This is a genomic window from Phocaeicola sp., from assembly GCF_057861905.1.
Window position 1 is genome coordinate 88,682 of sequence record NZ_DBMACV010000001.1, and the last position, 26,626, is coordinate 115,307.

Annotated in this window: 32 protein-coding genes and 1 pseudogene; 6 read left to right on the top strand and 27 right to left on the bottom strand. The window is 54.7% G+C overall.

Annotated features, from left to right (window positions below; all coding sequences use genetic code 11):
• Window positions 1–5: 5 nt before the first annotated feature.
• Window positions 6–242, top strand: coding sequence for a hypothetical protein (locus ACZM60_RS00350; RefSeq protein WP_289560784.1), 237 nt, complete (start codon window positions 6–8; stop codon window positions 240–242).
• A gap of 105 nt (window positions 243–347) precedes the next feature.
• Here the strand turns inward: ACZM60_RS00350 and ACZM60_RS00355 are convergent, their stop codons facing one another.
• The 12 genes from ACZM60_RS00355 to ACZM60_RS00410 all read right to left on the bottom strand — a co-directional run bounded on the left by ACZM60_RS00355 (window position 348) and on the right by ACZM60_RS00410 (window position 9,511).
• Complete coding sequence (locus ACZM60_RS00355) at window positions 348–1,391, bottom strand: PcfJ domain-containing protein (protein ID WP_489520513.1); 1,044 nt, start codon at window positions 1,389–1,391, stop codon at window positions 348–350.
• 237 nt (window positions 1,392–1,628) lie between these two features.
• Complete coding sequence (locus tag ACZM60_RS00360; RefSeq protein WP_489520514.1) at window positions 1,629–2,054, bottom strand: PcfK-like family protein; 426 nt, start codon at window positions 2,052–2,054, stop codon at window positions 1,629–1,631.
• Between the two features lie 35 nt (window positions 2,055–2,089).
• On the bottom strand, window positions 2,090–2,395 hold the full coding sequence (locus ACZM60_RS00365; protein ID WP_489520515.1) for a hypothetical protein: 306 nt from the start codon (window positions 2,393–2,395) through the stop codon (window positions 2,090–2,092).
• A 20-nt stretch (window positions 2,396–2,415) separates the two neighbouring features.
• A complete protein-coding gene (locus ACZM60_RS00370) occupies window positions 2,416–2,691 on the bottom strand; it encodes a hypothetical protein (RefSeq protein ID WP_489520516.1) in 276 nt (91 codons plus the stop codon).
• Window positions 2,692–2,742: 51 nt separating this feature from the next.
• Window positions 2,743–3,285, bottom strand: coding sequence for a hypothetical protein (locus tag ACZM60_RS00375; RefSeq protein ID WP_087207533.1), 543 nt, complete (start codon window positions 3,283–3,285; stop codon window positions 2,743–2,745).
• Window positions 3,282–3,827 carry a topoisomerase C-terminal repeat-containing protein gene (locus tag ACZM60_RS00380; protein ID WP_172774775.1) on the bottom strand — a complete coding sequence of 182 codons (546 nt, stop codon included), beginning with the start codon at window positions 3,825–3,827 and terminating at the stop codon, window positions 3,282–3,284. Before ACZM60_RS00380 ends, ACZM60_RS00375 begins: the two co-directional genes overlap by 4 nt.
• 39 nt (window positions 3,828–3,866) lie before the next feature.
• Window positions 3,867–4,604: a hypothetical protein gene (locus tag ACZM60_RS00385; protein ID WP_489520517.1), complete on the bottom strand. Its 738-nt coding sequence runs from the start codon at window positions 4,602–4,604 to the stop codon at window positions 3,867–3,869.
• 17 nt (window positions 4,605–4,621) lie between these two features.
• Window positions 4,622–5,803 carry a DUF3991 and TOPRIM domain-containing protein gene (locus ACZM60_RS00390; protein ID WP_125105098.1) on the bottom strand — a complete coding sequence of 394 codons (1,182 nt, stop codon included), beginning with the start codon at window positions 5,801–5,803 and terminating at the stop codon, window positions 4,622–4,624.
• A gap of 20 nt (window positions 5,804–5,823) precedes the next feature.
• Window positions 5,824–7,152: an ArdC family protein gene (locus ACZM60_RS00395; RefSeq protein WP_249081606.1), complete on the bottom strand. Its 1,329-nt coding sequence runs from the start codon at window positions 7,150–7,152 to the stop codon at window positions 5,824–5,826.
• Entirely contained in the window at window positions 7,136–7,366 is a 231-nt protein-coding gene (locus ACZM60_RS00400; protein WP_087251004.1) for a hypothetical protein, read from the bottom strand. The genes ACZM60_RS00395 and ACZM60_RS00400 overlap by 17 nt, the downstream gene beginning before the upstream one ends.
• Before the next feature lie 30 nt (window positions 7,367–7,396).
• On the bottom strand, window positions 7,397–8,722 hold the full coding sequence (locus tag ACZM60_RS00405) for a MutS N-terminal domain-containing protein (RefSeq protein ID WP_172774779.1): 1,326 nt from the start codon (window positions 8,720–8,722) through the stop codon (window positions 7,397–7,399).
• 12 nt (window positions 8,723–8,734) lie between these two features.
• On the bottom strand, window positions 8,735–9,511 hold the full coding sequence (locus ACZM60_RS00410; protein ID WP_087251007.1) for a DUF4099 domain-containing protein: 777 nt from the start codon (window positions 9,509–9,511) through the stop codon (window positions 8,735–8,737).
• An 89-nt stretch (window positions 9,512–9,600) separates the two neighbouring features.
• Here ACZM60_RS00410 and ACZM60_RS00415 point away from each other — a divergent pair, with 89 nt between their 5' ends.
• On the top strand, window positions 9,601–10,197 hold the full coding sequence (locus ACZM60_RS00415) for a glucosaminidase domain-containing protein (RefSeq protein ID WP_489520518.1): 597 nt from the start codon (window positions 9,601–9,603) through the stop codon (window positions 10,195–10,197).
• 1 nt (window position 10,198) lies between these two features.
• Here the strand turns inward: ACZM60_RS00415 and ACZM60_RS00420 are convergent, their stop codons facing one another.
• The 3 genes from ACZM60_RS00420 to ACZM60_RS00430 are packed head-to-tail and all read right to left on the bottom strand — an operon-like array spanning window position 10,199 to window position 12,356.
• Window positions 10,199–10,603 carry a hypothetical protein gene (locus tag ACZM60_RS00420; RefSeq protein WP_239466059.1) on the bottom strand — a complete coding sequence of 135 codons (405 nt, stop codon included), beginning with the start codon at window positions 10,601–10,603 and terminating at the stop codon, window positions 10,199–10,201.
• A gap of 14 nt (window positions 10,604–10,617) precedes the next feature.
• On the bottom strand, window positions 10,618–11,331 hold the full coding sequence (locus tag ACZM60_RS00425) for a DUF3592 domain-containing protein (RefSeq protein ID WP_177608005.1): 714 nt from the start codon (window positions 11,329–11,331) through the stop codon (window positions 10,618–10,620).
• A gap of 38 nt (window positions 11,332–11,369) precedes the next feature.
• The gene (locus tag ACZM60_RS00430) at window positions 11,370–12,356 is read right to left on the bottom strand and encodes a DUF3592 domain-containing protein (protein WP_489520519.1); all 987 of its coding nucleotides are present in this window, start codon (window positions 12,354–12,356) and stop codon (window positions 11,370–11,372) included.
• A 291-nt stretch (window positions 12,357–12,647) separates the two neighbouring features.
• Between ACZM60_RS00430 and ACZM60_RS00435 the strand changes: the two are divergent.
• The 4 genes and pseudogenes from ACZM60_RS00435 (at window position 12,648) to ACZM60_RS00450 (ending at window position 13,669) form a co-directional block, all read left to right on the top strand.
• A pseudogene (locus ACZM60_RS00435) lies at window positions 12,648–12,988 on the top strand (DUF2200 domain-containing protein).
• A 10-nt stretch (window positions 12,989–12,998) separates the two neighbouring features.
• Entirely contained in the window at window positions 12,999–13,226 is a 228-nt protein-coding gene (locus ACZM60_RS00440) for an AlkZ-related protein (RefSeq protein ID WP_489520520.1), read from the top strand.
• Between the two features lie 16 nt (window positions 13,227–13,242).
• Entirely contained in the window at window positions 13,243–13,539 is a 297-nt protein-coding gene (locus ACZM60_RS00445; RefSeq protein ID WP_489520530.1) for an AlkZ-related protein, read from the top strand.
• Window positions 13,532–13,669, top strand: a complete 138-nt coding sequence (locus tag ACZM60_RS00450; RefSeq protein WP_489520521.1) for a hypothetical protein — start codon at window positions 13,532–13,534, stop codon at window positions 13,667–13,669. The genes ACZM60_RS00445 and ACZM60_RS00450 overlap by 8 nt, the downstream gene beginning before the upstream one ends.
• A 4-nt stretch (window positions 13,670–13,673) precedes the next feature.
• Here the strand turns inward: ACZM60_RS00450 and ACZM60_RS00455 are convergent, their stop codons facing one another.
• The 12 genes from ACZM60_RS00455 to ACZM60_RS00510 form a co-directional block, all read right to left on the bottom strand.
• Entirely contained in the window at window positions 13,674–14,369 is a 696-nt protein-coding gene (locus ACZM60_RS00455) for a TraX family protein (protein ID WP_258327291.1), read from the bottom strand.
• A gap of 46 nt (window positions 14,370–14,415) precedes the next feature.
• Window positions 14,416–16,725: a type IV secretory system conjugative DNA transfer family protein gene (locus ACZM60_RS00460; RefSeq protein ID WP_489520522.1), complete on the bottom strand. Its 2,310-nt coding sequence runs from the start codon at window positions 16,723–16,725 to the stop codon at window positions 14,416–14,418.
• Window positions 16,726–16,749: 24 nt separating this feature from the next.
• A complete protein-coding gene (locus ACZM60_RS00465; protein WP_087330401.1) occupies window positions 16,750–17,214 on the bottom strand; it encodes a hypothetical protein in 465 nt (154 codons plus the stop codon).
• On the bottom strand, window positions 17,214–18,098 hold the full coding sequence (gene traN / locus ACZM60_RS00470; protein ID WP_087330334.1) for a conjugative transposon protein TraN: 885 nt from the start codon (window positions 18,096–18,098) through the stop codon (window positions 17,214–17,216). Before traN ends, ACZM60_RS00465 begins: the two co-directional genes overlap by 1 nt.
• Window positions 18,099–18,142: 44 nt before the next feature.
• The gene (locus ACZM60_RS00475; protein WP_489520523.1) at window positions 18,143–19,357 is read right to left on the bottom strand and encodes a conjugative transposon protein TraM; all 1,215 of its coding nucleotides are present in this window, start codon (window positions 19,355–19,357) and stop codon (window positions 18,143–18,145) included.
• On the bottom strand, window positions 19,350–19,844 hold the full coding sequence (locus ACZM60_RS00480) for a hypothetical protein (RefSeq protein WP_087249865.1): 495 nt from the start codon (window positions 19,842–19,844) through the stop codon (window positions 19,350–19,352). The genes ACZM60_RS00475 and ACZM60_RS00480 overlap by 8 nt, the downstream gene beginning before the upstream one ends.
• A 13-nt stretch (window positions 19,845–19,857) precedes the next feature.
• Complete coding sequence (gene traK, locus ACZM60_RS00485) at window positions 19,858–20,454, bottom strand: conjugative transposon protein TraK (RefSeq protein ID WP_087207505.1); 597 nt, start codon at window positions 20,452–20,454, stop codon at window positions 19,858–19,860.
• Between the two features lie 18 nt (window positions 20,455–20,472).
• Window positions 20,473–21,591 (bottom strand): TraJ family protein, encoded by a 1,119-nt coding sequence (locus ACZM60_RS00490; protein WP_151858600.1) that lies wholly within the window; start codon window positions 21,589–21,591, stop codon window positions 20,473–20,475.
• Window positions 21,592–21,627: 36 nt separating this feature from the next.
• The gene (locus tag ACZM60_RS00495) at window positions 21,628–22,305 is read right to left on the bottom strand and encodes a DUF5045 domain-containing protein (protein WP_125105085.1); all 678 of its coding nucleotides are present in this window, start codon (window positions 22,303–22,305) and stop codon (window positions 21,628–21,630) included.
• Window positions 22,295–22,960 (bottom strand): hypothetical protein, encoded by a 666-nt coding sequence (locus tag ACZM60_RS00500; protein WP_489520531.1) that lies wholly within the window; start codon window positions 22,958–22,960, stop codon window positions 22,295–22,297. The genes ACZM60_RS00495 and ACZM60_RS00500 overlap by 11 nt, the downstream gene beginning before the upstream one ends.
• Window positions 22,961–23,034: 74 nt before the next feature.
• Window positions 23,035–23,775 (bottom strand): hypothetical protein, encoded by a 741-nt coding sequence (locus ACZM60_RS00505; protein WP_087249863.1) that lies wholly within the window; start codon window positions 23,773–23,775, stop codon window positions 23,035–23,037.
• Window positions 23,763–26,603 (bottom strand): TraG family conjugative transposon ATPase, encoded by a 2,841-nt coding sequence (locus tag ACZM60_RS00510; RefSeq protein ID WP_489520524.1) that lies wholly within the window; start codon window positions 26,601–26,603, stop codon window positions 23,763–23,765. Before ACZM60_RS00510 ends, ACZM60_RS00505 begins: the two co-directional genes overlap by 13 nt.
• Window positions 26,604–26,626: the final 23 nt, after the last annotated feature.

Below are 26,626 nucleotides of genomic sequence, written 5' to 3' on the forward strand. Positions count from 1 at the left end.
CAATTATGGAAGTAAAACAAATTAAATGTGGAAAAGTTAGGGACGGATTTGATGCCCTCACCAGTCTTTGTGAAAAAGAAGCGCAAAAGCTTTGTACGCAACTTGACATTCAACCCAATACTACGGTTGAAGTATCATTTTGGACAAAAGATTTCCCGGAACTTATCGGTGTTGGGAAATTCACTGCGGATGAGAACAGTAATATCACTTTTGTTTTGGATTATTCAGAATCTACACTCTAATAAGATATTAAGTGATAGTTCATTGAGTTGCGTAAGCAACCCGATTTTGAAAAGTCCCCGACCCGCACCTCACGGTGCAGGCCGGGGTCAGAACATTTCAAGGAATTATGCCGGTGTCCTCGCCTCCAAAAAGCGGTAGGCGTTGGCGTTTACAAGTCCTACAATCCGGTCGTGGTATTCCGTGTTGGAGTTGCACAGCCCACGGCTTTGTATGACCTTGCCCTGGCTCAACGAGAACTCCACGGTCTCGATGCGGTTGCCTTGGCGGTCGTGTGCCGACAGGATAACGCTGTCCGCCTTGGCGTAATACTCGCATTGGAACACGCAATGGTGAAGGCTGCTTCCCTCGGCTTGGAAAGCCTCGATGGAGTCAAGCACGGATATTTCAATGTCATTGTCGCTGATGACAATCCCGAAGTAGCGTGACTTTTCCCTGTAAAAGTCCGCCTCCCTCGCCTTGGCTCTCAACATCTGTTCCCTGTCTCTACGCTTCTCCTCCGCCTTGTTCCTTTTGTCCAGCCAATGGTCATGGGCGGCTTTTAGGTCTTTGGGGCAGATATACTTGGCGTTGTGGATGTCCTTTCCGCATTGCTCCAACAAGCGGACGGTATCGCACCACAGGCCGTAGTCGGACGGGCGGTAATGATGCCGTGCGGCCACCTTGTACGACTGCCAACATCCGTCCAAATCAAGCGGACGGCTCACGAAATAAGCCACGGCCTGCAAGTCCTTGGACTTCATCATCGTCTCTATCCGGCTGTCCGTCAACAACGCCTTCATCAGCCTTGCCGGATGGCAACCATCGGGAAGCCTGCCTTTCATGCCGTTGCGCCTCAGTTCGGGAAGCACCTTGTAACGGGGGTAAACGTAGGTGTCGGAAATCACCCAATGCACCTCGGACAAAAGTTTCAGGTCAATCCCAGTACACCAATTAAAGCTGTCCACATACCAGCCTAAAGTCCTTGCTCTTGATGTTACCGCCATCCTTCCATCGGCATTGAGCCACAAACGGCACACCTCCATACAGGACGTTGCCAACTTCATCCCTTTCCGGCATACGGCTCTCAGCAGGAACACACGCTGCACCTGCAGGCCGTCCGCCACTTCAAGGAAAGAGAAGTAGGCGGACTGCACTTCCTTGCGCTTCAACGTATCCTTTACCTGCAAGCGGTGTCCGCAATGGGGGCAGCATACCGACTTGCCTTTTCCCTTATAGTCAAACTTCGCTCCGCAGTCGCCGCACGTGCAGTTATGGCTTGAAGTACGGAAGGCAAAGTGTGTGATAACATTCCTTACAGCCCATTCAACGGCTTTGGGGCTTACGGTTGATAGCTTCCCGTTGGAAGCCGCCACCGCCTTTTCAAATCTGCTCCTCGGTTTCATGGCTCAAAAGTTGTCAAAGAGTGATAATGTCGGTTGGCTGTCCGTCTGCGGCTTGTGGGCTTTCGGCCTCGCATTGCGTGCCTGTATCTTGCGCAGCTCCTCGTCCTGATAGCGTTTGAGCGCGAGTGCCCTCTGTTCCGACTTTTCCTCCTCCGTCAGTTCAATATGATGGTTAACCACCACACTGCACTGCAACGGCTTGCCTATTTCAAGGTCAGGCTCGTCTATGGCGTGTACCGCCATTGAATATATCTCGCTGTCCGAGAAACCACAACAGCCGGAGTTTTTCACTTCGTGTAGGATAAAAGTCACCACATCGTCAATGGTGCGTGCCGTGGTTTCATACTTGGCACGGAAAAGCTCATCTTCCTTTGCCCTCTGGTCAAGATAACTCTTGATAATCTCCTTGAAATGTTCTGTTCCTTTCATATGTCCTTGTTTTTACGTTGATAAAATCCATACGGTTAAATCGGCAGTCCTGCCAGCAGTCCCAAAAATGGTATGGTGTTGATGTCCCTGTCGAAGCGCACCTGCCAGTCCGGCCTTGCCAGTAAGGACGGCATGAACTTCTTTACGACAAACCGCTCATTGTCGTTTGAATAACAATCTATTATAGCGAAGTTTGCTCCGTCCTTGCGGATGTGGGCGAAAAACGGCGGCATACCGCAGAAGCACTTGCGGACGCTTTCCCTGTCCCACAACAAGGTAAGCTCATAAATACAGCCCTTGTAGCTGACACTTTCCTCTCTGTCAATGAGTTTTATTGCCATAACGTCTGAATTTTGAAGTTCTAATCTTTTTCCCTTTTGTTTGAAGCCTTGCGGCTTCCGCTCCGGGATTTTACGGTACAGCATGACGGAAGGCGCAAGGGGCAAAAGGCGGACGTGACCAGTGGAAAGAGGCCGGAATACCCGATTTGGCACAAATCGCGGAAGGCTGCCGGACGCTTTCCACGCAGGCAAGAGGAGCGTCGTTCGCCGCCGCCACGGCCTTCCGTTGCTTTGTAGCGGAAAATCTGCCGGAGCGGAACGCCCATAGGTTCAAGAACAGGAAATCCCGATGCCATAACCGATGACACCGAGATTTCAATATATCCAGGAATAAAATTCTTAGCCTTCTACGGCAAGGGTATCTCAAACGACTTCACCACGCATTGCGCCTCCTTGTCCAGAATGAACCAGTATTCAGAATGATAGCCCTGTCCGTCCGCGTCCACGCCCTCGAAGTCAACCTTGACCTTCCAGCCGCTGAACGGTTGCGGACTCCCGTCAAGCGGGCCGCCGAAGTCCATCAGCCGCCTCAGGCCCGACATGGCTGACATCTGCCGCTCCATCAGGGCGGCAGTCTCCTTGTCGTCCGGGTCGAAGTCCTCCAGCCCGTCCGTCGCTTCCATCACCTTCCTGTTGATTTCCACCATGGCCATGGAAAGGGCCATCTTCTCCTCCTGCGTGATGTAGGTATGCCCGAACACGGAATCCGGCTTGCTGACAGCCAATATCCGTATGGATTCGGGATTGTCCACCGATGCCCTCAATGCCTTTTCGGCCATGTCCGCCGCACGGTCATTCAGATTGTCCGAACAGCAGACAAGACAAAACACGCCGCTCCAGAACAGCACGATGGAGGCAAGTATTATCCCAATCTTCATCCCCGGTCTCATATCTTCACAATTTGAAGTTTGTCCGGCGACACGCCGAGCCGTTTGCGGTAGATGCTGCCGTCCTCACGGTACATCTCCAGTTCCGAAGAAGTGATGCCCTTCTCGCAGATTTCCTTGGCTTCCTCCAGGGTGAGTTGGTGCCCACCGATGTTGCGCCAGATGGCGAAGGAGCAGGGCGCATTCTGATTGGCATAGTTGGAGCAGTTGAACGCCCGGCTTCCCACACGGATTTCTCCTCCGCAGTGCGGACACCTGCCGATGACCGGCTGCATCAGAATGTTGCCGTCATCGGCAAGCTCCAGCACGGTCGGGAACGTCTTGCCCTCCTTGCTGGCGAAGCCGTCCAGCAGGATGCGGCGTTTCTCCAACAGTACCGCCACCTCCGCGTCCGCCATCTTGCGGTTGCCGATGATGGCGTTGATGTTCAGTACGCAAGAGGGGCTGTCGCCGATGTTATGCTCACAGCGGTACCCTTTGCAGGTCTTGACCACGTTGCCGCCGCACAAGGGGCAGCGGCCGATGATTTTCTTTTCTGTTTCCATTGCTGTATGATTATGGTACACTATTTTGATGATAAAATCCTAATTGAATCCACGCTTCCAGTCGGCCACGATGCCTCCGATAATGTTCTTGCCGGACATCACATTGGCCCATCCTTCCGGGTCGAGCGAGAACCAGAGGTCGTTCCACGAGAGCGTGCGCACCTGCCAGGCCAGGATGAACAGGTCGGTGTTGATGGTTTCAAGCTTGGTCACCACCTCGTTGGCGATGTAATAGCGTTCTGAAGAGTCCAGCAGGTTGACCTTGTGCTTCTCGTTCTTCCCGTCAGCCCCTGTCACATCGTAACTGCCCGAAGTCACGAGCTGTTTCATGAACGGATAGAGCGCCGCCATCTGCGTGGCCGCGTCCGTCAGCTCGTCCGACACGATGGCCGCTATCGCCGTGCCCTTGAGGTTGCTCCCCACCGATTTGAGCAACAGGTTGCAGTTCTGCGGTATCTCGGTCGTCACCAGTTCCCCTGCACGTTTGATCTGGTAAAGGTTCTGTACTGCACCCTGCGCATTGGAGAGGTATTCCAGCATCTTTTTCTCCACGCTGTGCACCCGGTCGAGGGCGACCGTCACGGCGGCTTCGGCGGCGATTATCTTCTCCTGCGTCTTCCTGCGCTTGTCGTGCAGGCTTTTCAGTTCCAGCGTCTGTGCCGTCACCGCACCGGCCAGTGCCGGATCTATCTGTTGGGCGAACGCCGGAACGGTATGGCCTCCGGCCAACCACAGGGCCAACGCCCCGGCGGCCATTTTCAGTCTGATTGCTTTCATATATGTTCCATGTTACGTTACATTTTGAGATTACCTTTTCTCCGCTCCGCCAGATTCCGGTCGCGTTCCTCCTTGCGTGGGACGAGAACCGGAGCCACCGGCTTGTTCAAGAGGCAGTCGTTCCAGTCCTTGAACGCCTTGGGCGGTAGCCATTGTCCGGTGCGATAATGGACGGGCAGATGTGCGGCAAGCTGTGAGGGCAACGCCTTTCCCGGATTGACGGTAAAATTCTTGCCTCCGGCTTCTACTTGCAGGTAGCCCTCCGTTTTGCTGATTTTCATCGGGATGCCCTCCAGCAAGCCAATCATGCGAAGACCGTAGATGCGCCCGGCAATGTCGTTGTCAAAACAGTCGAAAGCCTTGGCGTTAGGAAAACGATTCATCACACCGGTTATCTGGTTGTCGGAGAATGTCCCTCCGAGGGAGACCAATGCCACATCCGGGTGCAACTGGTTTCTGTTCATCTGGTGGAAAGCCATCGCATCGAAGGCGGACTCACAAAAGAATACGCACCTGACCGCTTCCGGATTACCGCCGGAAAAGTCGGCCACCCATGCCGCCGAAGAGGAATCCGTGCCTGCAGCCTTTGACTTGTAGCCGCCGTAACCGCGTACTTCATATCCTTTCACCTGATTATCCGTGTCGGTATAGGGAAAGCCGATGTTGTAGCCGTCAAAATTCCCGTTCCGTCTGTCCCGTATGAGAAAAACGAATGGGGCAAATTGTCTGACCGTTTCATCGGATAGTCCGCGTTGGTGGAAGATCTGAGGAATGCGCTCCATGTCTATTTGCTTCACTTCATATCGTGAAATATCAAAAGCTGATGCAGCCTTGGCTGATTTCAGGTATTCCCAATCTTCATGGTATTCCGGTTCGGGCATATTGGCGAAGCGTGCCATGACCTTGGCAGTCTTCTGCCAATCGTCCTTACCGGTGACGAAAAAGGCACCCAGATTCTCACGGATAAGTGTCAGGACATCCCCTTTGGAGCCGTCCCGGCGGAAGAACGTCTGGGTGCCCCTGTCGTTGGGATGGCTGACAATGATGGTGTCACGCTTCTCCCGTCCGTCACCCAATACCAGCTCGATGTAACGTCCCACGCCGGCCTTGCGGTCAAGGCGGTAGCCGAGGGCGTAGGCCACATCGGTCACGCCGACACGTGACTTGAGTTCCTTGAAGTTTACCTTGTAGTCCGGCATACGGTATTACTTTGTTTGGATTAGATACTCATCTTGGCGCTTACGGCCTGCGTCCTGCCCATCATGGCAATCTCCGGTCCGAAGGTCTTGCGTGCTGTCATGTTCAGGAAGGCCGCCTTGTCCTTGTAGTCCGTAAGCTGGAAGTAAGTCCGGGCCGTGCCTTTCGACACCTTCTTCAGACCCAGCTCCACGCCGTCATACGAGGCACGGATGGCGTAGTCACCGCCGCGTGTCTTGACGATGGCCGCGTTCCTGAAGGGCACTTCCTCGCCGGGGGCAAGCGGGGCGAGCGGGTCGTTCTTGGCCAAATAGGGCTGTTCGTTCAAGGCCAGCCGCTGCCTGTCCACATGGTCGAGTATCATGTCCGAAGCCCTGTTCACGTCCGCCATGACCGAGACGATGAATTTCGGCTCCTGTTTCAACACGCCGATCCACGAATCCAGGTAGGCGGCCGAGTTGTCCGTGACCTTCGAGTCAAAGCCCATCGAATGGCTTATCATCGCCGCCGTCAGTTCGGCGACAAGCTCCTCCTTGGCATACTTGGGGTCTCCGAACCTACCCATGCCGTCGCGGTTGAGCCGCTGCGGTGTCATGGTGGAGTGGGCCATCTCATGTAGCATGGTGGAATAGAACTCCATGCCGCCACGGTAGATTTCATCGGGCGTACTCCCAATGTTGAACTGCGCCTTCATGGGCAGCACCACGATGTCCTGTCCCGGCGAGTAATACGCCCCGTCCACACGCTTGTCCGCCTGTATCGGACAGACCCAGCCCTGCGTTTCGACCATCCTGTCAAGCGCGGCGTGGGCGTACATGCCTTCCGTGTCGCGGAGTTCGGGCAGCCTGAACCTGTCCATGAGCTTCTGCATCCGTTCGGGCTGCACTTCGGCCAGGTTGGTCTGCGCCACGTTGTACACGGGAAACGCCTTGACGAACGGGATAACCTCCATGCCTTCCTTCTCCTCTTTGCTCATGGCCCGGTATTCCTCCGAACTGACCTTCCTGCCGTCCTTGTCTTTCACGAGCATGTCCCAATAGATGACGGGGAAGGCCTTCTCGCCTTTGAGCACGTGGGCTTTCAGGTTGTGCGCCTGCTTGAAGGTGAGGAACACGGGCAGGTCGTAGCCGTTGGCCGCCGTGTGGAGCTGCAGGAAGAAGGAGTTGGAGCCGGAATAGTTGCGTCCGCCCACGTTCTGGGGCAGACCCGCATATCCCGACGCTCCGCCTATCCAGCCCTTCTTCCAGTCGGACGCCTTCATCTGCTCCATGCGCCCGATCATCATCTCGGCGAAGCGGTCTATGGCCGCCTGGCCGGAGTTGGCAGATGCCGGGTTAGTTCCAGATGCCATAGTCCCCGTCGTCGATTAGCTGGCGTTCCATCTGCATGATGTCCGTCTGTTCCACATAAAACTCGGCGGACTCGTCCGACGGGTCCGTGCCGTGCGCACGGCACCACTCCAGATAGTCCTGTTCGCTTTCGCCCTCCAGCACGAAGCGGAGATAGCCTATCTTGCCTTCCTGGAGGAGTTCAACCAGCTCCTCGTGTTTTATTGCTTCTGACATAATTATGTTATTTTATTATGAGTGAGTGATTTACATTTTCATTGAGTTTGATTTCTCCAGCCTGTTGGTCTGGGCCGAGAGCAGCCCGTTGATTTCCGGGGTGAGGTACTTGGCCGCAATCTGCTCGCGTGTGGCGGTACGGGTCTTGAAAAGCGAATAGCCATCGTCAAAGGAGATTTCATGCCGGGCGGTCTTACCCTTGTCACCCATGTCCACATACACCTTCCACTTGTTGTCGGTGTGGTCTTTCGCCACACGGACGCCCTTGGGGTCAACGCCTTCGGGAAGCCGGTACTTCTCGTAGGCGGACTTCAGGTGCAGCCGCTCGCCGAAGTTCTTCTCGATGAGCTGGTTCGGGGTCATCACCCGGTCGAAGTAGGCGTTCAAGTCCTGGCGCGAGGCCACGGCGGACATCCTTGCGCCGTCCACCTGGGCATAGAACTTGTACCGTCCGAAGTCGGGACGCTGCTCGTCCTTCTCCTTGTAGACATTGAACTTCTCGATGGCTACCGCACCTTCCGCGCCCTCCATCTGCCGGGGGAACCTGTAGGTGTCCTCCGGCACTTTCGGCATCAGCTTCGTCGGGTAGTAGCGTTCCATCAGTTGCGGCACGGTCAGCTCCTTCTTCTGGTAGGCGGCGAGGTCGGCGGCATCCATCTTCTGCGGCTTGAGCTGCTGCCCGTCAATTTTTGCGGTGAAATACCAGTCCTCCGGGTTGTCCTTGCCCTGGTAGGCATGGCCGTGGGTCACCTTGCCGCCGTCGGCCGTCACCATCTGCGGCTCGCGCGGCTTGCGTTCCTTCTTCGCCTCGGCCTGCTGTTCCACATTGGCGTCCGCCTTCGCTTCAGCTTTCGGTTTCGTACCGGTCTTTTGTTCCGTATTTTTCTGACGGGCAGGTTTCTCCTTCACTTCATTGGAGTCAGTTTGGACAGGCTTGTCCTGCACGGCCTGGTCTTTCTTTTTCTTTGCCATATCAGTATTGTTGGGTATGATTTCTTCTTTTACCTTTAACTTTTCTCCGGCTCCTTGTATGGGCCGCTCATCCTTTTTCAGCTTGGGAGTTTCGAGTTGGTCACAGATGGCCACCCTCTGCCCGGAGCGTATCAGTTTAGGAAGATATACATCCAAGGCGTGATAGGGAAACAAGGTGTATTTGACGGGGTCTTTCTCACCGGGAAAGACCCTGCTGGTCAGCGTGATGGCCAGTACGGCGGCGGCCTTGACCGCATCCTCCCTGTACATCTCGTAGAAATCCCCCTTCCGGAAGAGGAGCATCGCGTCGGGATGCTTCTGTTTCAGCGTGTCGAACTGCCGCAACATGTCTGCGGCGTTTTCCTGTTCTTGCTTCTTTGCCATAAGCGGACGGATTTAGCGTTTGAGACTTTGGCTGACATTCTCTTTGGGAGAGTGCAGCTTCATGGCACGTTCCTGCGACTGCCTGTCCACGACCTTCCGGTATTCCCAACGGTTGCTGTCGGTCTGTACCAGTCCGAGGTATTCAGGGTGCAGCTCGTCGTAGCGCAGCTTCTGCTGGCGTTCCCATTCCTTCAGGTCGCCCTTGATGACCCTGAAGCCCTGCGGCTCCCTCAGGTCAACGCCGACCGACACCTTTTCGCCGCCGACATTGAGTTCCACGGGCTTGCCGTCGCGCACCTGCTGCTTCTGCTGCGTGCCCAGCTCGATGTCGTTCACCTTCTCCATGTCCTTCAGCTTCTGTTCCAGCCGAATTTCGGTCACACGGCGGTGGAGGACAGATTTAGTCTCAGGGTCAAGCTGGAGGTACTGCCGGGTCTTTTCGCCGTCCACATCCACGGCCTTCTGTATGACTTCGCCTTTTTTGAGGCGTTCCGCTTCCTGTTCAGTCAGGCCAAGAGCCTTGTTGCGTTCCGTTTCAAGAATTGCCCTGACGGGATAGGCCATCAGGGCCGGGTTGCCCAGCCGGTCTGACACCAGCTGGAGTTTGAGCGGCAGCGTGACGTCGTTGCCGTTCTGCGCACGGATGGAAACCTGCATGAGGGGTGTGACCTCGCCGGAGAGCAGCTTTTCCTTCACCTCCTGCGGAAGAAGGTCTGCCTTCTCCTTGTCGATGCCCAGCATCGCCAGCTTCCCGTAGGGCAGCGTTTCGGATAAATTTCTGTTGTCCATTTCGTTATACTTGTTTTTACGGGTTAATTTTGCGGACGAAACCGCTTGAACACCCTGCAAAAGTATTTTCACCCAAACAAGAAAAAGAAATGCACAACACTATTCTGCTGTATCTGATGCTGTCGCTCCTGCCACTTACGGCTTCCGCACAGTTCTATACCATTACCAAGGAGTCGGAGTTAATACCCGGTTCTGGAAGCAAAGCGATGAAAAATACTGAAAAAGAGAATGATACAATCAGTAACAATGTACAAAGTGTCAGAAACGACACATTGCAAATCAAAGCACCGATAGAGAAAAAGGAGAAGCGGAAAGGCCAAAAAAGTGACAAAAAGACATCCCCAAAATCCATGCTTCCCGAACTGACCATTCCCAACCTCTATAAGGAAATCATACGGAACGGAATACGTCATCCGAAAATCGTATTGGCACAGGCCATCCTTGAAACCGGGTGGTTCACCTCCCCGGTATGCAGGAACAGGCACAACCTGTTCGGCCTGACCGACCCACGGACAGGAAAATATTTCGAGTTTGGGCATTGGACGGAAAGCGTCAGGGCGTACTATACAAAAGTGCAGTACAAGTACAATGGAGGGAACTACCTGCTATGGCTGAAGAACATCGGCTATGCGGAAGACCCAAGGTATGTCCGTTCGCTAAGCCGTATATTGGAGCAATACCTCTAAATTAAATCTGTTTGAACATTTTCAGCAGCACAGGTGACAGTAATGTCGTTGCCAATACAAGCACCCACAGATTGCCCGTCGATGGATTGTAGGCGGCAAGAATTTCCGTAATGGTACTGCCTCCGGTAATTCCGGCGGCAGACTCTAAGGCTGCGGTCAATAACGCCCAGCAAACACCTATTGCCAGACAGCCTTTCATGCCACAGTCTTTTACCAAACGGGGAAGCATCAGCCATGTTACCAGAAAGATGAATACGCTTAGCAATATCCCGCTCACGGGTAATGCCGTTTCTTCTCCAATAAACTTGACCAGTACATATTCACGCAATCCGCCATTGAGTATTGCCACAGGGATGAAGCATATCCAAACGATAAATGATTTCAATAGCCGCATAATTCTTTGCATAAAGGGATGACTCTTTATCCTACGGCACTGTCCACATCTACATAATAATTTGCCGGATTGTTGCGGTCCACATACACGCGCACCTTCTTCTTCGGGGCTATCTCGTAGCTTTCATACCAGAAGGAACCGCTGCGGAAGAAGTACACCCGTCCATCCGGTGCGGTGTAGCGGCAACTGACCATGATAGGATGATGTCCGTTCATCGAACTGCTTGTATCTTCACCGATGCCTGTAATTTCCGCTTCCACCACTTCCCCCGTTGCCAACAGCTGACGGGCTTTCCGCTCATGGCTGCGTTTCACCAGCCAGAAGGCCGTCCCTATTCCGGTAAACACGGTTCCTATAAACGCGAAGATGAGAATCAGCCAACCGTTATCGTCCAGATAGCGCACTTCCCGCGGATTGTTTTTCTGATAATATATGGTTATCCGCTTGCCCGGATACATGGACGAGGATGCCATGTTGAGCATGGCCGTATAGGATTTTCCGTCTACGGTATATTCCACGACAGGAGTACCCAACGATTCGCTGCTCGCTCCGCGCATGGCCAAGATAACGGCATCCGTCGGTTCAGCCTTTTGCCGGAATGTGTGGCCGCTGACACCAACGGCGATGCCGACGATGAGCAGGATAATACCTACCGAAATAAATATGCCGCAGAATACTCGGATAAAGGTTTTGCCTTTCCGTCTGCCTTTGGCCAATGCCTTCTCTCTGTCGGGATACATAATGAATATGTTTTTTAGTGAATAGGACAAATGATAAATCATGGAGGAGTCAAACTGTTGTCCGTCTTGTCTGCGGCAAACTCGTCCAACCGATCACGGTAACTTTCGGGAATGAGCAGTTCCGGCCAGTCGCTCGCCCCTTGGGATGTAAAAGAGGCACCGGTGTAGCCCAGTTGGAGCGGCTTGCGGCATTTGCTGTCATAACGCCAACGGGCTGTCCGCGCTACACCAAAATCATCTGCATAGTAGCTCCACTCATTGGTTTCGGGGAAATACTGGTAGACCTCCGTAGTGCCTATGAGGGAAATAAACACGCCGGGAGGAAGCCCGATGTCGTCATGGCGCATATTCCGCCAGTTATTGTACACCACGAAACCGATGCCTGCCAACGCACCGGCGATGACGAGCCCTAAGAATGTCCTCCATATCCGCCCGAACATCTTGTATCCCCGGACAACCTCCTCAGACCGTAGCCTGTCCAAGCTATTCCCATACTTTCCGAGGTATTGGCTGATGACGGCATCGTCCATATCCGGAACGGATTGTTCCGTAAGGCGGTGTTTCATCTTATAGAAAATGTCCGGATTATTCCGGTCAACAAACAGGGGAAGCTTGACACCCACCCGTATCAGCCCCAAAATCCCTGCCATCGAGGAAGAAACGGATTCCTTGAAGCGGTGCTTCGAGCCTCCGGGCAAGGCAAATTCATAGACGGCCATTGTCGTCAGCTTGCCGTCAGAGTCCTTTTCATCCTTCAGTTCCACCACTTCGGCTTCCGTCAAGATACCTTGCGCAACCGCGTGAAGCTCCGTCTGATGCCTCTTCCAGGTAGCATGGGCAAAGAAGCAAGCCACTGCGATTAAGAAAAGGCCTAATCCACAGCCAAACCAAAAATTAATCGGAATCAATGCGCACCAGAAAAGAGCACCTGCCCCGGCTATTACTGCAAAGACAATAACCGTTTCCTTTCGTTGGCTCTTCTTGCTTTCTTTATAGGCTTCTTTGCGCAGGTCCTTTTCTTTCATGATACGAATGTTTAATGGATTTGATGACAAAAATAGCATCTTGATGTTTCATCACGGTTACAGCATTGTGAAATATGGCGAATAGCATAAACCAAATTATGGCGGAATATAGATAATTACAAGTGCATAAACCTATGATTTCCGACGCCTTTTCCTAAAATTTTGTAGAATATGACAAGAAACGAGCTGGAAATTGCCTGATTAGCAAAAGAACAGCAACTTTGTCCCAATATAAACGAACGTGAACAGCCATCATATAAATGTGTCATGGAAACGAACAAAGTATATCAGATGCCGTTGGCCAAGGCCTATCCCTTGCTGGTTGCCAAGGCCGAACGGAAGGGACGGTCGGAAAGCGAGGTGCGGCAGATTGTGCAATGGCTCACAGGGTACACGCCCGGACAGCTTACGGAAATTCTCGCCACCGACATTACATACGGCGATTTTTTCAGAACGCCCCACAGTTGAATCCCGACCGCCTGCTTATCAAGGGAACGGTCTGCGGTGTTCGGGTCGAGATCATTGCAGAACCACTGATGCGTGAGAGAAGGTATCTTGACAAGCTCGTTGACGAACTTGCCAAAGGGAAGAGCATGGATAAGATTCTAAGGAACTCTTGTCCGAATACATAAAAAAGTTGCCATGAAAATAAACGAGATATATAATTGCAGCGGATTGGTTGAATACATCAACGAAATCGGCTTCCTGCCGTTGCTGCACATGGGACTGGACGGATGGTCGGCGGAAGAAGCGGTTGACGAGGAATGCCGTTACGTCACGTTGCCCGACGGCGGATGGGAATGGCCGCTATGGGAATGGAAAGGCGACATCATCCGGGAGAGCCGGATGCGCATACGGCAAGTTCTTTGACCGGAAAGCTGCCTTCATAAGCCGCGAATGGTGGCCGGACTTCTGCAACTGGCGCCGAAATGTGTATCCACATCCGGAGGAAAGCAGCATTGAGGACATGATACTTAAGACATTGCAGGAAAACGGCAGCATGATTACCCGTGACCTGCGCAAAGCCTGCGGCTTTACGGGAACGAAGATGCGCGGCAAGTTCGATACCTATATCTCACGTCTTGAAATGGGCTGTTATATCGTCACGGAGGATTTCGTCTATTCGAAAGACCGGCACGGGCGCAACTACGGCTGGGGGATGGTCGTTGCTTACCATGCCTGAAGTCCTCTTGGGCAAGGACAGCTGCCATCCCGACCGCACTCCCGAAGAGTCGCGCCAGCGGATGGAAAAGCACTTTCAAGGATTGTTCCCGGATGCGGACGGAAGTTTATTTGACTTCCTGTTGAAGTGAACATTCAACAGATGCATAAAAGGAACAGATGTGCCGGATAAAAGGCATAGAAACAGTACTTGGCCACATTCCCGTGGATGAAACCCCTTGTGCCGTTATACAGGAAGATGACCGCACAGGCAAGCAGCGCACCGATTATGCCGTAGTGCATCATCAGCGGAAAAGCAAACAGCAGTTGCATTATCCTGCGCAAAGTGACCGGTGTGTTCTTGCCCATATTCAACAGGTAGAACACTACTATCATCAGCACACCCCTCCATTCGTAGTCCGCTTCCAACCATGCCGCTAGCCATGCCGTCATCAATATGGAACAACAGCATAAGATACGATGTTCCCAAAGCCTCTCGAATGCGGCCAATGCCGCCACTCCCAAGGCCAGCGTGAACATCACGTTGTGCGTGCCGTCCGCACCGTTCAACAGATACCACGGCACTTCGCTGACGACTGCGAACAACATGAGGGAAAGGAAGTACCGCATCCTGTTCCGCGTATGGGCGAAACCTTCCGCAACCAGGAAAGCGAACACGGGGAAGGCGATACGCCCGAAGCACCGCATCACCTCATAAGCCATTGTATTGCCATCCATAAGATAATATGCGTAATGGTCAATAACCATGGAAACCACGGCGATGATTTTCAATGCGCTTCCGCTCAACAAAGGAAGCGGTTCAGGCAGATAGGAAGTCGAACCAATATTCATATATCATTATCTTTCAATATGTTATCAGAAACAGCTAGACAATCACTTAGCTCATTCCAAGCAGTTCCTTGACCATATCCTCTACCTCCTGATTAACCCGTTTGAAATTGCGGTTGAGCAGAATTTCCTTCTCCCGGTCGTTCTTGAACTCGTAGATTTTGGGCAGCGGCACGTAGTGTCCCTCCTCGTCCTTAATCTTCTTCATGTCGAAGTGCGTCTTGCAGAAATACTTGGTGGTCTTGAACTCCTCCGACTGCTCGATGTCGAACCTGTCCAGCATCTTCTCGTCCGTGGCGGTGAAGTCACGCGCCGCCTGTCCGGCCAGCCATCCCGTGGCCATGTCCGCTATCTTGGCGGCAGGAACGAGGTAGTCCATCTTCTCCGATATGGTGGTGGAAACCTTCTGGTCGTTGATGGAGATGGAGCGCGAGGTCTGCTTGGCCTTGCCGAACACGTCGTTCTGTGCCCATTCCAGCGTCTCCTTGTTGCGTGCCGCCCCCATGAAGATGTTGCCGCACGTGGTGATAATCTTCTGCATCCCGACCTTGCCGTAGTCGGCCTCCAGTTGCGGAAGCTCCTGGAAGCCCAGTGTAACGGCCACCTTATTGGAGCGTGCCGTGCCGATAAGACGGTCTATCTTATGGAAATAAAGGGTGGGCAGCTCGTCCACGATGATGCTCACCGGGATGTTCCCCTTGGAGTTCACACGGGTTATCAGGCGGTTCAGCACCAATGCGTTGAGCGAGCCGATGACCTGCTCCTTCTCCGGGTCGTTGGCGATGACAAGGTAGCTGGGATGCTCCCTGTCGGAAATCTTCAGGTCGAAGTCGTCCCCGGTGAACACCCAATAGGCTTCAGGCGACACGAGTCTTGCCGCATTGACGCGCAACGTGCCCACCATGCCTTCCAGCTGGTCGTTGGCCTTGTTCTCGTAAGCACTCTTAAACGGCGCCATAAGCGAGGCTATCTTGTCGTCCTGCATCAGGATATTGAACACCTGGTCGTATGGCCTGCCGAGGAAAGACAGCACGTGCGGCATGTCCGAGTATTCCCCCGTGATGGTGTCCGGCTCCACCTCGTTGCCGTCCCTGTCCTCATACCAGCAGCGGTCGATGCGTATCAGCTTCCCCGTGCGGTCTTTATACCTGTAACCGTTCAAGTCCACGAACATCCTGTCCTCGTCCGTGGAGACATCGTTTCCCTTCTCGTCCACGAAGTCCAGCACCACGTTCCCGTCCTTGTCGATGGCGTTGTAGTCATCCCAGTTCCTGATGACGATTTCCAGCTTCTTTCCCTCGTGTAGGATGAAGCGCCTGAGCTTCCTGCCGTCCTTGAAGCCCACGGGATGGAAGTTCACGAAGAAGTAGATGATGGCCGCGAGGAAGTTCTCCGCCGAGTTGGTGAAAAACGCCTCCGAGCCGCCCTTTTTCTCGCCGCCTCCCTTGTTGAGCGAGGCCAGCAGGGTGGCCGCCGTCTCCGAGGCCGCCGCAAGGTCGGGGATGTACTTCCGCTGGATGGGGTTGATGCGGTCGGAATACTCCACATCGGTAAAGTTGATGGTGCGGAAGCCGCAGTTCGCGGGCAGCCTCCCTGCCTTCCGGTTCTTGCAGAACTGGTAGAAGAGCGTCCTGGCCAGCGTGGGGTACTTGAAGTCATAGACCATCATGGCGAAGCCCTTGGCGGCGTGCTGCCGGATGAACGGGTCGATGACGCCGAACGACTTTCCCGAACCGGGCGTACCCAGCACGATCGTCCCCCGGAACGGGTTGATGATGTTTATCCATCCCCGGTGCATCCTCCGCTTCCAGTAGTATATCATGGGGATGTTCACCGAGTAGTCGTTGGCGACCAACGCCTCCGACTGCTGGAACGACTCGTTCTCGAAGTTGAAGCGGTCTTCGCCCACCTTGTTGTTGTAATACTTGGCGATGCCGTCCAGCCCCTGATGCACCAGCATGGTGCCCGCCACCGAACAGAGCGCGTACAGGATGCGGTTGGCCGGGAAGCCGAACCAGCTGACGCCGAAGTACATCCCGTGGAACACGAAGCACAGCCCGACAAGGGTCAGTCCGGCCAGCACGGGATAGACCACCATCGTGCGCACGTTGAACTTCAACGCCTTCTTCGCCTTGGTGCCGATGCAGACGATGCAGATGCACACCAGCTCCGCCAGCTTGCAGCCCGACACGGTGTTGAACACCTTGAAACGCCCCAACAGGTCGAGAATGAACTGCGTGACACGGTTGTCCGCTGTGACGGGCAGGTTCATCACAATCTCTATGATTAGGAAGATGTATATGCAGCTGCGGAAGTAGTTGTACATCTGCTGCTGTTCCCTTGTCTCTTCAAATGCCATGCCTTCTGTTTTGTTTACAAGTGGTTAAAAAGGTATCTTCACTCCAAGCAACAACCCGTTGCGGAACGTGTCGCCGTGCAGGAAGTTCACGTTGTTCTTCTGTATCAGGGCGAACTCCCAGCCGTTACGGAACACATAGCTGTATTCAAACCCTCCCTCCAATCCGATGAAGAACCGTTTCTGCACCGCGCCGAACTGTGGGCCGAAGCGGAAACGCAGCATACCGTTCTTATAGCGCACCAGCCGGTGCTTGTAGACGATGCCGCCGTCCCAATAGTAGCTTTTCCAGAAATCCTTTTCCTGCCAATGAGTGCCGGCCTCGCCGTACAGTTCCACGGCATTTCCGTATGACAACGGACGCTCGTAGCCGATTGTTGCGTTCAGGGTGGACGGGAACAGGAAGCCGGCGTTTACCGCCAGCTTGCCCTCCTGTGCGGATGCGCCAATGGCAACGACCGCACAGAATAAGGTGATTAAAAACTTCTTCATCATTTGTCGGAATAAGAGATGTGGTAATAAGGATAGTAGGCTGCATCCTTCAGGATGTCGGTATCGAAGCCGTCCGCATGGAGGATGTCCTCGTATTCGACGGTCAGCACGATGACCCGTCCGCTGATCTGGTTCTCGGATATTTCAATGCGCAGCACCTTCTCGTCGGGGAAGGTCAGCTTGGGCAGCACCATCACGTTGCGGTAGTCTTTCCTGAACTTCCTCGTGGAGTTGAGCGTGAACACGGGCGACAGCTCGATAGTCTGCGAGTTGGTCGCCTTGGTTTCCTTCTTGTCCGTGAGCTTCACGCGGATTTCCTCGATGTCGTAGGGAATTTTCGTTTTGTTGCGCAGCGAAAAGTCGATGAAGAAGTAATCCCCGACGGCGTAGATGTTGTTGACCGTGGCCTTCATCCCGTGCGCCCTCGTCACGATCTGGTTGTACTTGCGCCTGCTGCCGTACACCGCCCACGCATAGCGTGCCATTTCGGACATGGGCATGGTGACTTCGGGGTTGATGTAGGACTGCGTGTGGGTGTACGGCACCTCGAAGATGGCGGCCGCCTGTCCCGGCTCTTCGGTATAAAGGACGTCATATTGCGCGATGTGCCTTTCCCCGATGAGCGTGATGGTGCCCAGCAGCTCGTTCTCCGTGTAGCCGCCGGACTGTATGGAATCACCCTCATCATGGTACGGCTTGATGCGGACGATGTTGTCCGTACACTGATTCCCGGCAATCTTCGGGGTAGAGATGTCCACCAGTTTGATGGGTTCGGGCATGACGATGTGCGTGGTCACATCCCGGTTGACATAGATTTTCTCGTTGGCGTAGGCGGCCATGCCCACGGCACAGAGCAAAGTCAGTAAGATAAGCCTTGCTTTCATTGGGATATTGTTTATAGAATTTACATTGATATTGTTTCAGACATTCACCTTGCATCGTCCGAGTTGATGAGATAGACGATGGTGTTGTACTTGATTCTCGCCTTGTTCTTCCGGATGTTGGAAGACAGGGCGGAAGTGGCGGAGTTGTACATGTTCTGCAGGGCCTGCAAGGCAACGGCCTCGCCGGATATGCCGGAACCGTAGCCGCCGTCGGACTCGATGTTGATGTCCTGCTGCACCACGTTGGAGCTAGCGTCCTTCACGAAATCGCGGAACGAGGATTCGGGCACGTAGAAGCCCTCCATGCCGTCGTTGTCGAATACGGACAGCTTGACCTTGATGAACTTGTCCCCGGCAAGGATGCTGGTGATGGTAGCCTTCACGCGCTGGCTGGAGAATCCCGTCACCGTGCCGTAGAGGTAAGTGCCTTTCCTCAACTTTGTGCCGCTCACCGTCACATCGTCAAGCAGCTTGAAGCGCAGGCGCGTGCCTTCCTTGGCCTTGGTGGTCTGGTCTATCATGGCGCGTATCAGCCTGGCTTCCGCCGCACCGTCGGGAGCGGCCACCGTATGGAACTTGTCCGCATTGGTGTCGGCAGACTTGATGACAAGGTTCGGCCGGTTTCGTTCCGCCTCTTCCTTGCGGACTTTCGCCAATGAGTCTGCACGCTGCCTTTTGGCCGCCTCTTCCGCTTCCGGGTCGCCGAACCCAAGGCCGCGCCCGATGGCCTTCTGCCTCTCGTAGCTGCGGCGCTGGATTTCCTCCAGGTCACGGGCGAAGTCGTCCTGCGAAGTGTAGCCCATGCCACTGTTTCCATCAGACGGACGGTCCGAAGGTGTATTGTTGTCATAGGCGTATGAATTGATGTGCCGCCTGGACTCCGCCAACGAGCGCTCCAGCTCCTCCATTTCCTGCTGCTGCCGGATTCGCTCCGCTTCCGCTGCGTCCAGCTCGTCCAGTTCCTCCTCGCTGTAGCCGTGTCCCAGCTCCTCTTTCTCCTCCTTTTCCTCGCCAATGCCTCCCACGGCGGTAAAGGCGTCCTCGTCGCCGAAGCGGCGCGACATCTCGTACATTTTGTCCCCGGCTTCCTCGGCGTGTGCTTCGGGCAGTTCCGTGTTGATGCGGTCGGTGGCCACGGCCTGTTCCGGCTCTCCGCCGCCCCCAAAAGTCTGCATCACGAAATACACCAGGGCGCACAGCGGTATGAAGATGACCGCCGGGAAGATGTACTTGGGTTGTTTGAAATTGACTTTAATCATGTTCTCCGTTGTTATTGATGAATTTTACAATGTTCTCCAGCCGCCTGTACTGCCTGACAATCCGCAGGGAGTCACCGTGCGTTTTCCGAGGCATGGCTATCAGGGAGTCAAGTTCCCGTCGGATGGCCCGTCCGCTGTCCGCCAGCTCCTGTATCGTGGCACGGTGCAGGCCTTTGTTCGACTGTATGGTGCGGAAGCCTTGGAACAGGGGTTCCATGCTGGCAATGGCGCCGATGCCGTGTGCGTTGTCCGTCCCGTCCGGCTTGCTATTGTTCATGACAAGGGAGCATACCAGCAAGAGCGACAATGTTCCCGTAACACAGGCAAAAGTCCTTTTCGGATGCTTCCGGGCCCAGATGTTCGCCAGACGGATGCGACCGGCCAACCGGAGTCTTTCCCCGGCCTTTCCCAGTTTGGGTTGCAGCCATGCGCGGATTTGCAGGTGCGTCCTTAGCCTGCTTTCCCGAAGTTTCTTTCTGATTCTCATATCCAAATCGCATTTAGTAGTCCAAATCCTTGTTTTCAAGCGTCCTCCAGTTGGTAATCAGCAGCCCGTGGGGATTGTTCCGCGTCCTTGGCACGGACTCAACATATCCGGTCGTGACCAAAGAACGCTTCAGGTCACGGGTGCGCCGCTTGATGAGCTGCGTACCGTAGTAGGTGAACTTCCGTTCCTGTTCGTCGAAGTCGATGGAGTCGCACATGACGGTGCAGACCGCCGACGAGGAGATGATGTCGGAGTAAAAGCCGTTCTCGTCCATCGCCTGCTTCTGTTTCAACGCCGTGCCGTCCGCCATGTACATGGCCTTGCCGAGTGTCCACTTGATGTAGTCGTTGTCGGGCGGCAGGTTGAAGAAATACTGATGGAAGAGCTGGATGTGCGCCTTGGCCTCCATCGTGAAATTGGCCTCCAGCTGCGCGCGCTCGGCGAGGAACGGGATGTTGCCATCCAATATGTATATCTGGTCCCTTTCCTTGTTCACCAAGGAAATGCAGCACCATACGGTGAAACCGCAGATGACGGCGCAACCGCCTATGGTGGCCAGCACCGTTATCATGGCGAGCCTTGTTTTCTGTGCCAGTGATTCTATGAGCATATTCTTGAAATATTAGGTTTATCTTCCTGATTTGGGCTTGACCATGGAAACCGCGCCCCCGGCCACCGAACCGGCCGCGCCTCCTGCCATGGAAGCGATGCCCGTCGCCGTGGAGCCTGCCGCCGTGGCCGCGCCCGAACTTACGCCGCCGGGGATGAGCCACGAGGCCACTTCCGGGACGAAACGTATAATGTACGCGCCGACCAGCATTCCCATGGCGTACATGCAGTTGGAGCCGATGCCCTGCAGCCCCAACGCGCCTATCTGCGACCATGAGTTGACCGAACCGTGAAGCAGGTGCTCGTAGGCCACCAAATCCTGTTGCAGGTTGTAAAGCAGGATGAAGTCAACGTAGTACAGGCACATGTAGGTCACGAAGCCCCACAGCGAGAGGGAAAGGAACTTGGACATCCACTGGCTCCACGCCGAGTTCCACGGCGGGGCGAGGGACAGGGCGAACATGATGGGGCAGAATATCATCATGATGGCCATGAAGATGCGCTGCGCCACGAGGATGCCGTAGTAGGACATCTGGAAAATCAGCTCTCCCACGAAGCGGATGACATCGTTTATCCATTCGCTGACCTTGGTCTCCGTGGCCACCACCGCCCGTTGGGCGTAGTTGTTGATGGTGTTGCCAAGGTTCTCCACGTTGTAGATGAGTTTGTCCCACCATGCGGCGTCCTGTCCGATGGCGGCCACCTGCTGCGCGGTCGCGATGGAATCCTGTACGGTGCGCAGCCGGTCAAGGTACTCGCTTTGTTTTTGAGCCACCTTCAGCTCGAAGGCGGCCACCTCCTTGTTCTTGGCCTGCGCCATCGCCTTGCTCGCGCTTTCAAGTCCCTTGCCGGGCACCTGCAGGGCGTCACATATCCACGAGGAGGAAGAGATGCAGATGGAGATGCCGACGATGCGGAGGAGCTTCATTACGTCCATGCCGCGCCGTCCGAGCATCATCATCCAGCACTCGTAGGAACCCACGCAGAGGGCGAGCAGCAGCCCGATGATACGGGCCAGTCCCACCGCGTCGCCCAGCACGGCCACGTTGGGGAACGTCTCCATGGCGACAAGGAGCTTGTCCAGGCTCTCGTCGATGGCCGGAAGGCCTATGGTCAATAAAACAGCAGACAGTTGCATAATCGTATTCTTATCTTCATGTAATACATTTTAATTCTAATAATGTGTGGCGGCCACGGCGCAGAGGTTGGCGGTCTGTTTCACGAGTGCCTCCATCTTTCCTTTGGCTTCTTCGTAGGCTTGCTGCCGCTTGGCGTTCTCCAGTCCGTAGCCCACGCCTGTCTTGCGGATATAGGCAATATCTGAGCAAAGGATTTCATTCTGCCTGCCCAGTTCGTCTACCTGCGGCTTCAACTTTCCGCCGCTTTTCGTCATGCAATAGAGCAGGCCGTCGGTGATGCAGTCCTGCATCCGGTTGAACTCGTCCTTGTAGGCCGGATAGACCAGGTCAACGGCGCGGTCGGCCTCCCGGACAAGCTCCTCCTTGTACAGCTCTTCCACATATTTGCGTTCTTCCTCCACCTTCTCCAGCTTCTGCCGCTGGGTCTCCTCGGAGATGACCCGTGTGGGCATGATGCGTTTGATGTTCGACTTGGATTCCTTGAAGCGGACACGGAAGCCGGACTTGAAGCCCGCCCATTTCCAATACATTTCCGCGCCGGAGTAACCCTTGTGCAGGAAATAATAGTACCAGTCGGGCGCGAAGTCCCACGGCCCGTTCTCCATGGACTGCCACTGTTTCTTCTTCTCGTTGTCACGGACGGGCACTTGTGCTTCCGCCACAACCGGGGCGAAGACTACACACAGCAATAATATGGCCTCTTTAACTTTCATATCCTTTGTTCCATTTGTCTATTATCGTTTTCGCTATCTCGTCCTTGACCTCGGAGTTCAGTATCTCCCAGATGTAATCCGGCTTCCATCCGCAGTCGGTAATGAGGTAGCAGTACAAGTTCGCGTTGTCGATGATGTACCTCGCCCTGTCGATGGTGGTTTTCAGCGTCATCACCAGGTTCAGCTTCTCGTCCATGGAAGCCTTCATCAGGTTGATGCCGGAAGCGACCACCGACGCATAAAGCTTGTAGCAGTGCTTCACTTCCCTCGATATGGCCAGGTTGGCGTCGGCATAGTACCACGCCACGAAGGGCTTCTTGCTGACATGGCCGAACGTGTTGGAGGTGAAGTCCTTGTATTCCTTCACCAACCGGTACAGCGCGTTGGCCGTGGAAGAGATGGCGCCTGCCAGTACTAAGTAGGAATGGGCATTGTCCAGCTTGGTGTTCAGGGTGGTGCGCACGTCGTTGAACTTGCCGGCCCCCTTGGTGAGGAGCGACTGCTCGCCGAAGCTGGCGGCCACACGCTGCATGGCCTTGTCCTCGTCCTTCTTGACGGCCTTGTGCAAGGCAATCAGGGCCTCGATGGTCGGGAGGTCTTTGGGGATGACTCCGGCCGATACCCTGACGGGAAGCGACAGGACGGCGATTGCCATAAAGGCGGCAACAAAAAACGCCCTGTAATTTCCTATACCTTTTATATTATAGTCCATGGCTCTTGTTGTCTGGTTCAGTAATTGGAAGCTACAAGCCCGTTCCATGACTGGACAAGGCTACCGACACGGTTCTTCATGGTCACCACGTTTGCCCAGCCCTCCGGGTCGATGGCAAAGAAGAGGTCGTCCGCTGTGGCATACTGTGCCATGAGCATCATTCCCTCCACCTTGTAGCGTATCTTCGTAAGATCTGTATATATGCGATTGGCCAGGGTCAGCCGCTCGTAGCGGTCGAGCAGATTGTACCCGTCGCTTTTCCTCTCCGCCGTGGCTTCCCCTTTGAGCGGGTTCTGCACCCTGGCGTTGTTCACGATGTTCACGAAGTCGCCCACCAGTTGTTGGGTCTCGGCTACGAGGTTGCCGAGTTCATTGAGGCAAAGCAGCTTGTTCGTAAACTTCGCCCTGCCCACCGTTTCAATAAGTTCCGGCACGTCTTTGAGGATATCGAAGGCGCAACTTCCGATTTCCTTGTAGTAAAGACTCTCCGTACCGAAACCGGAGATGTTTTCCATCGAGAGCTTGTACAGCTCCTTGATGGTGGCCATGCTCACGGTGTAGAGTTCCACCTTCTGCTTCTTGGAGGCGATGGAGTCCAGCCGTTGGTTGTGCTGCCCCTCGATGAGCTTCTGCGAGGCCAGGTTGGCGCCCACCGTTGCGATGCAGTTACGGTCTATGACGATGCGCCATCCGGCAAACGTGGGGGCGGACGCGGCAAACAGGAATGTTCCTAACAATATGTTTTTCAGCTTTCCCATAATGACATTACTTTTTGATGTTGGTTGACTTGTCTGGCGAACTCCAGGTACTTGGGGCTGCCCGCTTTTTTACGGTCGGCCTCGATGCGCGTGATGGCCTCCTGCACCGTGCCGTAGTGCCGCAGGTATGTTTTCAACGCCTCTTTTTCCGTCCGCTCGGTGGTGTAGGCCCAGTAACATTCGGGGGCTTCCTCCACGCCGTAGACGTCGGAATGCTGTCCCCGGCATATCCACACCTCCTTGAAGTAGCTGCGCCCCTCGTGGTTGTCAAGCGCGTTGATGGTGAATATCTGCTGACGCTGAACGGGGGTCAGCCCCAGTATGGCGGCTATCTGTTCGTACCTGTCCTTGAACTTGGACTGGTCAAGCAGTATCTTCACATCGGAATTATTAATGATGGCCTCCTTCACGATGGGCGAGTCTATCACGTCGTTCAGCTCCTGCGTGACCACCCCGGCGATGCCGTGGAACTTGCGGACGGTCTTGTACAGGTACTTGATGTACTCCGCCATCGTGGGCGATGCGATGGCCTTCCACGCCTCTTCGATTATCAGGGCCTTGCGCCCTTTCTTGATGCGCATTTTCTGGAGGAACACGTCCATGATGATGAGCACCACGATGGGGAAAAGTACAGGGTCATCTTTTATCTTGTCGATTTCGAATACGATGAAACACTCGTTGAAGAGGTCAACATCCAGGTCGGCGTTCAGCGTCGTCTCCAGCTCGCCGCCCCGGTAGAACTGCTTGAGGATGGCTGCGAAGTTGTGTATGTCGAATGTTATTTTCTCCAGGGAAGTGATTTGCGGGATGCGCTCCACGGCGAACTCGTAGTAGGAGTTGAAGGAAAGTTCCCTGACCTTCAACCGCCGTTTCTGCTCCTCCATGCGGTCTATCTGCCTGTCAATCTTGACAAGCATGGTGTTCTCGTAAAGCTCCCTGCGGTATTTCTCCACGATATGTGCGGCATGTTCCCTTTCAGACTCCGAGGCGGCCTTGTCGCGCATGAGGGCCATGAGCGAACGGCACTGGCGGACGAGCTTCATGCGCCTGACTTCCGAGGGGAGCAGCAGGGCGCGGCTTTCCGGCACCTCCGGCGAATCCTTGGCGTTTATCAGGCGGTCAATATCTTCCATCTCATGGTTGTACTTCTCGTAATCGTCATCCATCTTGGCGTCTACAAGTAGCTTCTGCCGCAACTCCGCACGCTGCTTCTCCGTGAATTTCTCGAAAGGATGGAAATAGGCATCGTAATACTCCACGAGGGTTTGGTTGACTATCATGTCCTCTATCTTGCTCGGAAATGCGCTGCCCTTGAATATGAGAAACACCAGCGATTTGAGGAAGTTTTTCTTCTCGCCGAAGTTCAGCCTGTATTCCTCCGCCGTGACCTTGAAGGGGTTCATGGAGATAGGTTTCTCCTTGGAATAGGAGATGTACGTGCCGCCGTAGTAGCCGCAGATGCCCTCGTAGGAGTCGCCCGTGTCCACCATGACCACATCCGTTTGCTGTTCCAGTAACTGGCGGACGACCGAGTTCATATGAAACGACTTGCCGCTTCCCGAAGGCCCGATGCAGAAGAAATTGGCGTTGTCGGTCATCTTCACCTTGCCCTCCTTGCCGGTGATGTCGATGCAGACGGGTAGTCCCTGCCGGTCGGTGTAATATGTGGTCAGGGGCGTGTCCTCCGATTCCTTCAGGTGCTCCTTGAAGAAGAAGCACAGGGCGGCGTCCGACAGGGTGAGAAACAGGTCGTAGTCGGGATTGAAAGCGTAGGCGTTGCCGGGGAAGCTGTCGGTGAACAGCTCCAGCTGGTTGTAGGCCGTGCGAGAGGGCATGATGCCGCATCCGTACAGCTTGGTCTCCAGGTAGGAAGTGACCGGGGTGACCTTGTCCGCCGGGCAGCTCACCAGGATGTTGAAGTTGGCGTAGACCAGCAGGGAGCTGTCCACGGCAAGCCGCTCCAGCACTTTCTCAATGTCGGCCTTGGCTATACGGTTACTCGGGTCGGGCATGGAGCCGTGCCGTTTGGCCTTGGCCTGCAATTTGCGGAGAAGCTTCCGTTGGCCGGGTATCTGCACCACCTGGTTGTACACCACGCAGTCCGCATGTGGAACGCTTGTCAGGAACGAGAAAAGGTCGGTGGCGATGGGATATCCGTTGACGGAAGCCTGCGTGTACGGCTTGATGCGTGACGGCAGGTTTATCTCGTCGATATCCACAAGCGGATAGGAGCGCACCACGCGGCCGCCCACCTTCAAGTATTCGTCCGAAGCCTTGAAGTTGGTCATGGAGAACGGGCCGTGGCGGAAGCGGAAGGCCATGAAGCGGTGGCAATACTCGTCCACCTCCTCCTTTGCCAGCCGCCTGTGGCGGATGTGCTTTTCGTTCAGGATGTCCTCCGCCTTGCTTACCTTGGCATGGAACTCCGTCCACTTCTTCGGGTCGTACTGCACGAACTGGCCGCGCTGCGCCTCCTGCGTGATGACAAGGTACGTGCGTATCTCGGTGAACTCCCTTCCCTCGAAGTAGCGGAAGTAGCTCCGCGTCAGGAACTCCACATCCTCCGGCACATCGTGGTGATAGGACTGTTTGCAGAAGATGTCCTGCTTCTGCAAGGCGTAGCCTTCGCCGAGCGTCTGCACGAGGTTGGAGAGCACGTCCTGGAAGCGCAAGTACTGCTCCGAGTCCGTGCATAGCTGCTGCACGGGATTGGCCATTTCGAATATGACCGAAGGATCGCCCCTGGCGGAAAAGAGGACGGCATGGCCGTCCGTCTCTTCCAGCTGGGAGTAAAGCCCCTCGAATGCCCGTTTCCTGTTCTGTGCCATTGGTTGCTTTCTGTTTGTTGGTT

Excerpts from the sequence above, each read along its gene's own strand:
- ACZM60_RS00350 (WP_289560784.1), top strand. The coding sequence starts at position 6 with ATGGAAGTAAAACAAATTAAATGTGGAAAAGTTAGGGACGGATTTGAT.
- ACZM60_RS00360 (WP_489520514.1), bottom strand. The coding sequence starts at position 2,054 with ATGAAAGGAACAGAACATTTCAAGGAGATTATCAAGAGTTATCTTGAC.
- ACZM60_RS00365 (WP_489520515.1), bottom strand. The coding sequence starts at position 2,395 with ATGGCAATAAAACTCATTGACAGAGAGGAAAGTGTCAGCTACAAGGGC.
- ACZM60_RS00370 (WP_489520516.1), bottom strand. The coding sequence starts at position 2,691 with ATGGCATCGGGATTTCCTGTTCTTGAACCTATGGGCGTTCCGCTCCGG.
- ACZM60_RS00375 (WP_087207533.1), bottom strand. The coding sequence starts at position 3,285 with ATGAGACCGGGGATGAAGATTGGGATAATACTTGCCTCCATCGTGCTG.
- ACZM60_RS00380 (WP_172774775.1), bottom strand. The coding sequence starts at position 3,827 with ATGGAAACAGAAAAGAAAATCATCGGCCGCTGCCCCTTGTGCGGCGGC.
- ACZM60_RS00385 (WP_489520517.1), bottom strand. The coding sequence starts at position 4,604 with ATGAAAGCAATCAGACTGAAAATGGCCGCCGGGGCGTTGGCCCTGTGG.
- ACZM60_RS00390 (WP_125105098.1), bottom strand. The coding sequence starts at position 5,803 with ATGCCGGACTACAAGGTAAACTTCAAGGAACTCAAGTCACGTGTCGGC.
- ACZM60_RS00395 (WP_249081606.1), bottom strand. The coding sequence starts at position 7,152 with ATGGCATCTGGAACTAACCCGGCATCTGCCAACTCCGGCCAGGCGGCC.
- ACZM60_RS00400 (WP_087251004.1), bottom strand. The coding sequence starts at position 7,366 with ATGTCAGAAGCAATAAAACACGAGGAGCTGGTTGAACTCCTCCAGGAA.
- ACZM60_RS00405 (WP_172774779.1), bottom strand. The coding sequence starts at position 8,722 with ATGGCAAAGAAGCAAGAACAGGAAAACGCCGCAGACATGTTGCGGCAG.
- ACZM60_RS00410 (WP_087251007.1), bottom strand. The coding sequence starts at position 9,511 with ATGGACAACAGAAATTTATCCGAAACGCTGCCCTACGGGAAGCTGGCG.
- ACZM60_RS00415 (WP_489520518.1), top strand. The coding sequence starts at position 9,601 with ATGCACAACACTATTCTGCTGTATCTGATGCTGTCGCTCCTGCCACTT.
- ACZM60_RS00420 (WP_239466059.1), bottom strand. The coding sequence starts at position 10,603 with ATGCAAAGAATTATGCGGCTATTGAAATCATTTATCGTTTGGATATGC.
- ACZM60_RS00425 (WP_177608005.1), bottom strand. The coding sequence starts at position 11,331 with ATGTATCCCGACAGAGAGAAGGCATTGGCCAAAGGCAGACGGAAAGGC.
- ACZM60_RS00430 (WP_489520519.1), bottom strand. The coding sequence starts at position 12,356 with ATGAAAGAAAAGGACCTGCGCAAAGAAGCCTATAAAGAAAGCAAGAAG.
- ACZM60_RS00440 (WP_489520520.1), top strand. The coding sequence starts at position 12,999 with ATGAAAATAAACGAGATATATAATTGCAGCGGATTGGTTGAATACATC.
- ACZM60_RS00450 (WP_489520521.1), top strand. The coding sequence starts at position 13,532 with ATGCCTGAAGTCCTCTTGGGCAAGGACAGCTGCCATCCCGACCGCACT.
- ACZM60_RS00455 (WP_258327291.1), bottom strand. The coding sequence starts at position 14,369 with ATGAATATTGGTTCGACTTCCTATCTGCCTGAACCGCTTCCTTTGTTG.
- ACZM60_RS00460 (WP_489520522.1), bottom strand. The coding sequence starts at position 16,725 with ATGGCATTTGAAGAGACAAGGGAACAGCAGCAGATGTACAACTACTTC.
- ACZM60_RS00465 (WP_087330401.1), bottom strand. The coding sequence starts at position 17,214 with ATGAAGAAGTTTTTAATCACCTTATTCTGTGCGGTCGTTGCCATTGGC.
- traN (WP_087330334.1), bottom strand. The coding sequence starts at position 18,098 with ATGAAAGCAAGGCTTATCTTACTGACTTTGCTCTGTGCCGTGGGCATG.
- ACZM60_RS00475 (WP_489520523.1), bottom strand. The coding sequence starts at position 19,357 with ATGATTAAAGTCAATTTCAAACAACCCAAGTACATCTTCCCGGCGGTC.
- ACZM60_RS00480 (WP_087249865.1), bottom strand. The coding sequence starts at position 19,844 with ATGAGAATCAGAAAGAAACTTCGGGAAAGCAGGCTAAGGACGCACCTG.
- traK (WP_087207505.1), bottom strand. The coding sequence starts at position 20,454 with ATGCTCATAGAATCACTGGCACAGAAAACAAGGCTCGCCATGATAACG.
- ACZM60_RS00490 (WP_151858600.1), bottom strand. The coding sequence starts at position 21,591 with ATGCAACTGTCTGCTGTTTTATTGACCATAGGCCTTCCGGCCATCGAC.
- ACZM60_RS00495 (WP_125105085.1), bottom strand. The coding sequence starts at position 22,305 with ATGAAAGTTAAAGAGGCCATATTATTGCTGTGTGTAGTCTTCGCCCCG.
- ACZM60_RS00500 (WP_489520531.1), bottom strand. The coding sequence starts at position 22,960 with ATGGCAATCGCCGTCCTGTCGCTTCCCGTCAGGGTATCGGCCGGAGTC.
- ACZM60_RS00505 (WP_087249863.1), bottom strand. The coding sequence starts at position 23,775 with ATGGGAAAGCTGAAAAACATATTGTTAGGAACATTCCTGTTTGCCGCG.
- ACZM60_RS00510 (WP_489520524.1), bottom strand. The coding sequence starts at position 26,603 with ATGGCACAGAACAGGAAACGGGCATTCGAGGGGCTTTACTCCCAGCTG.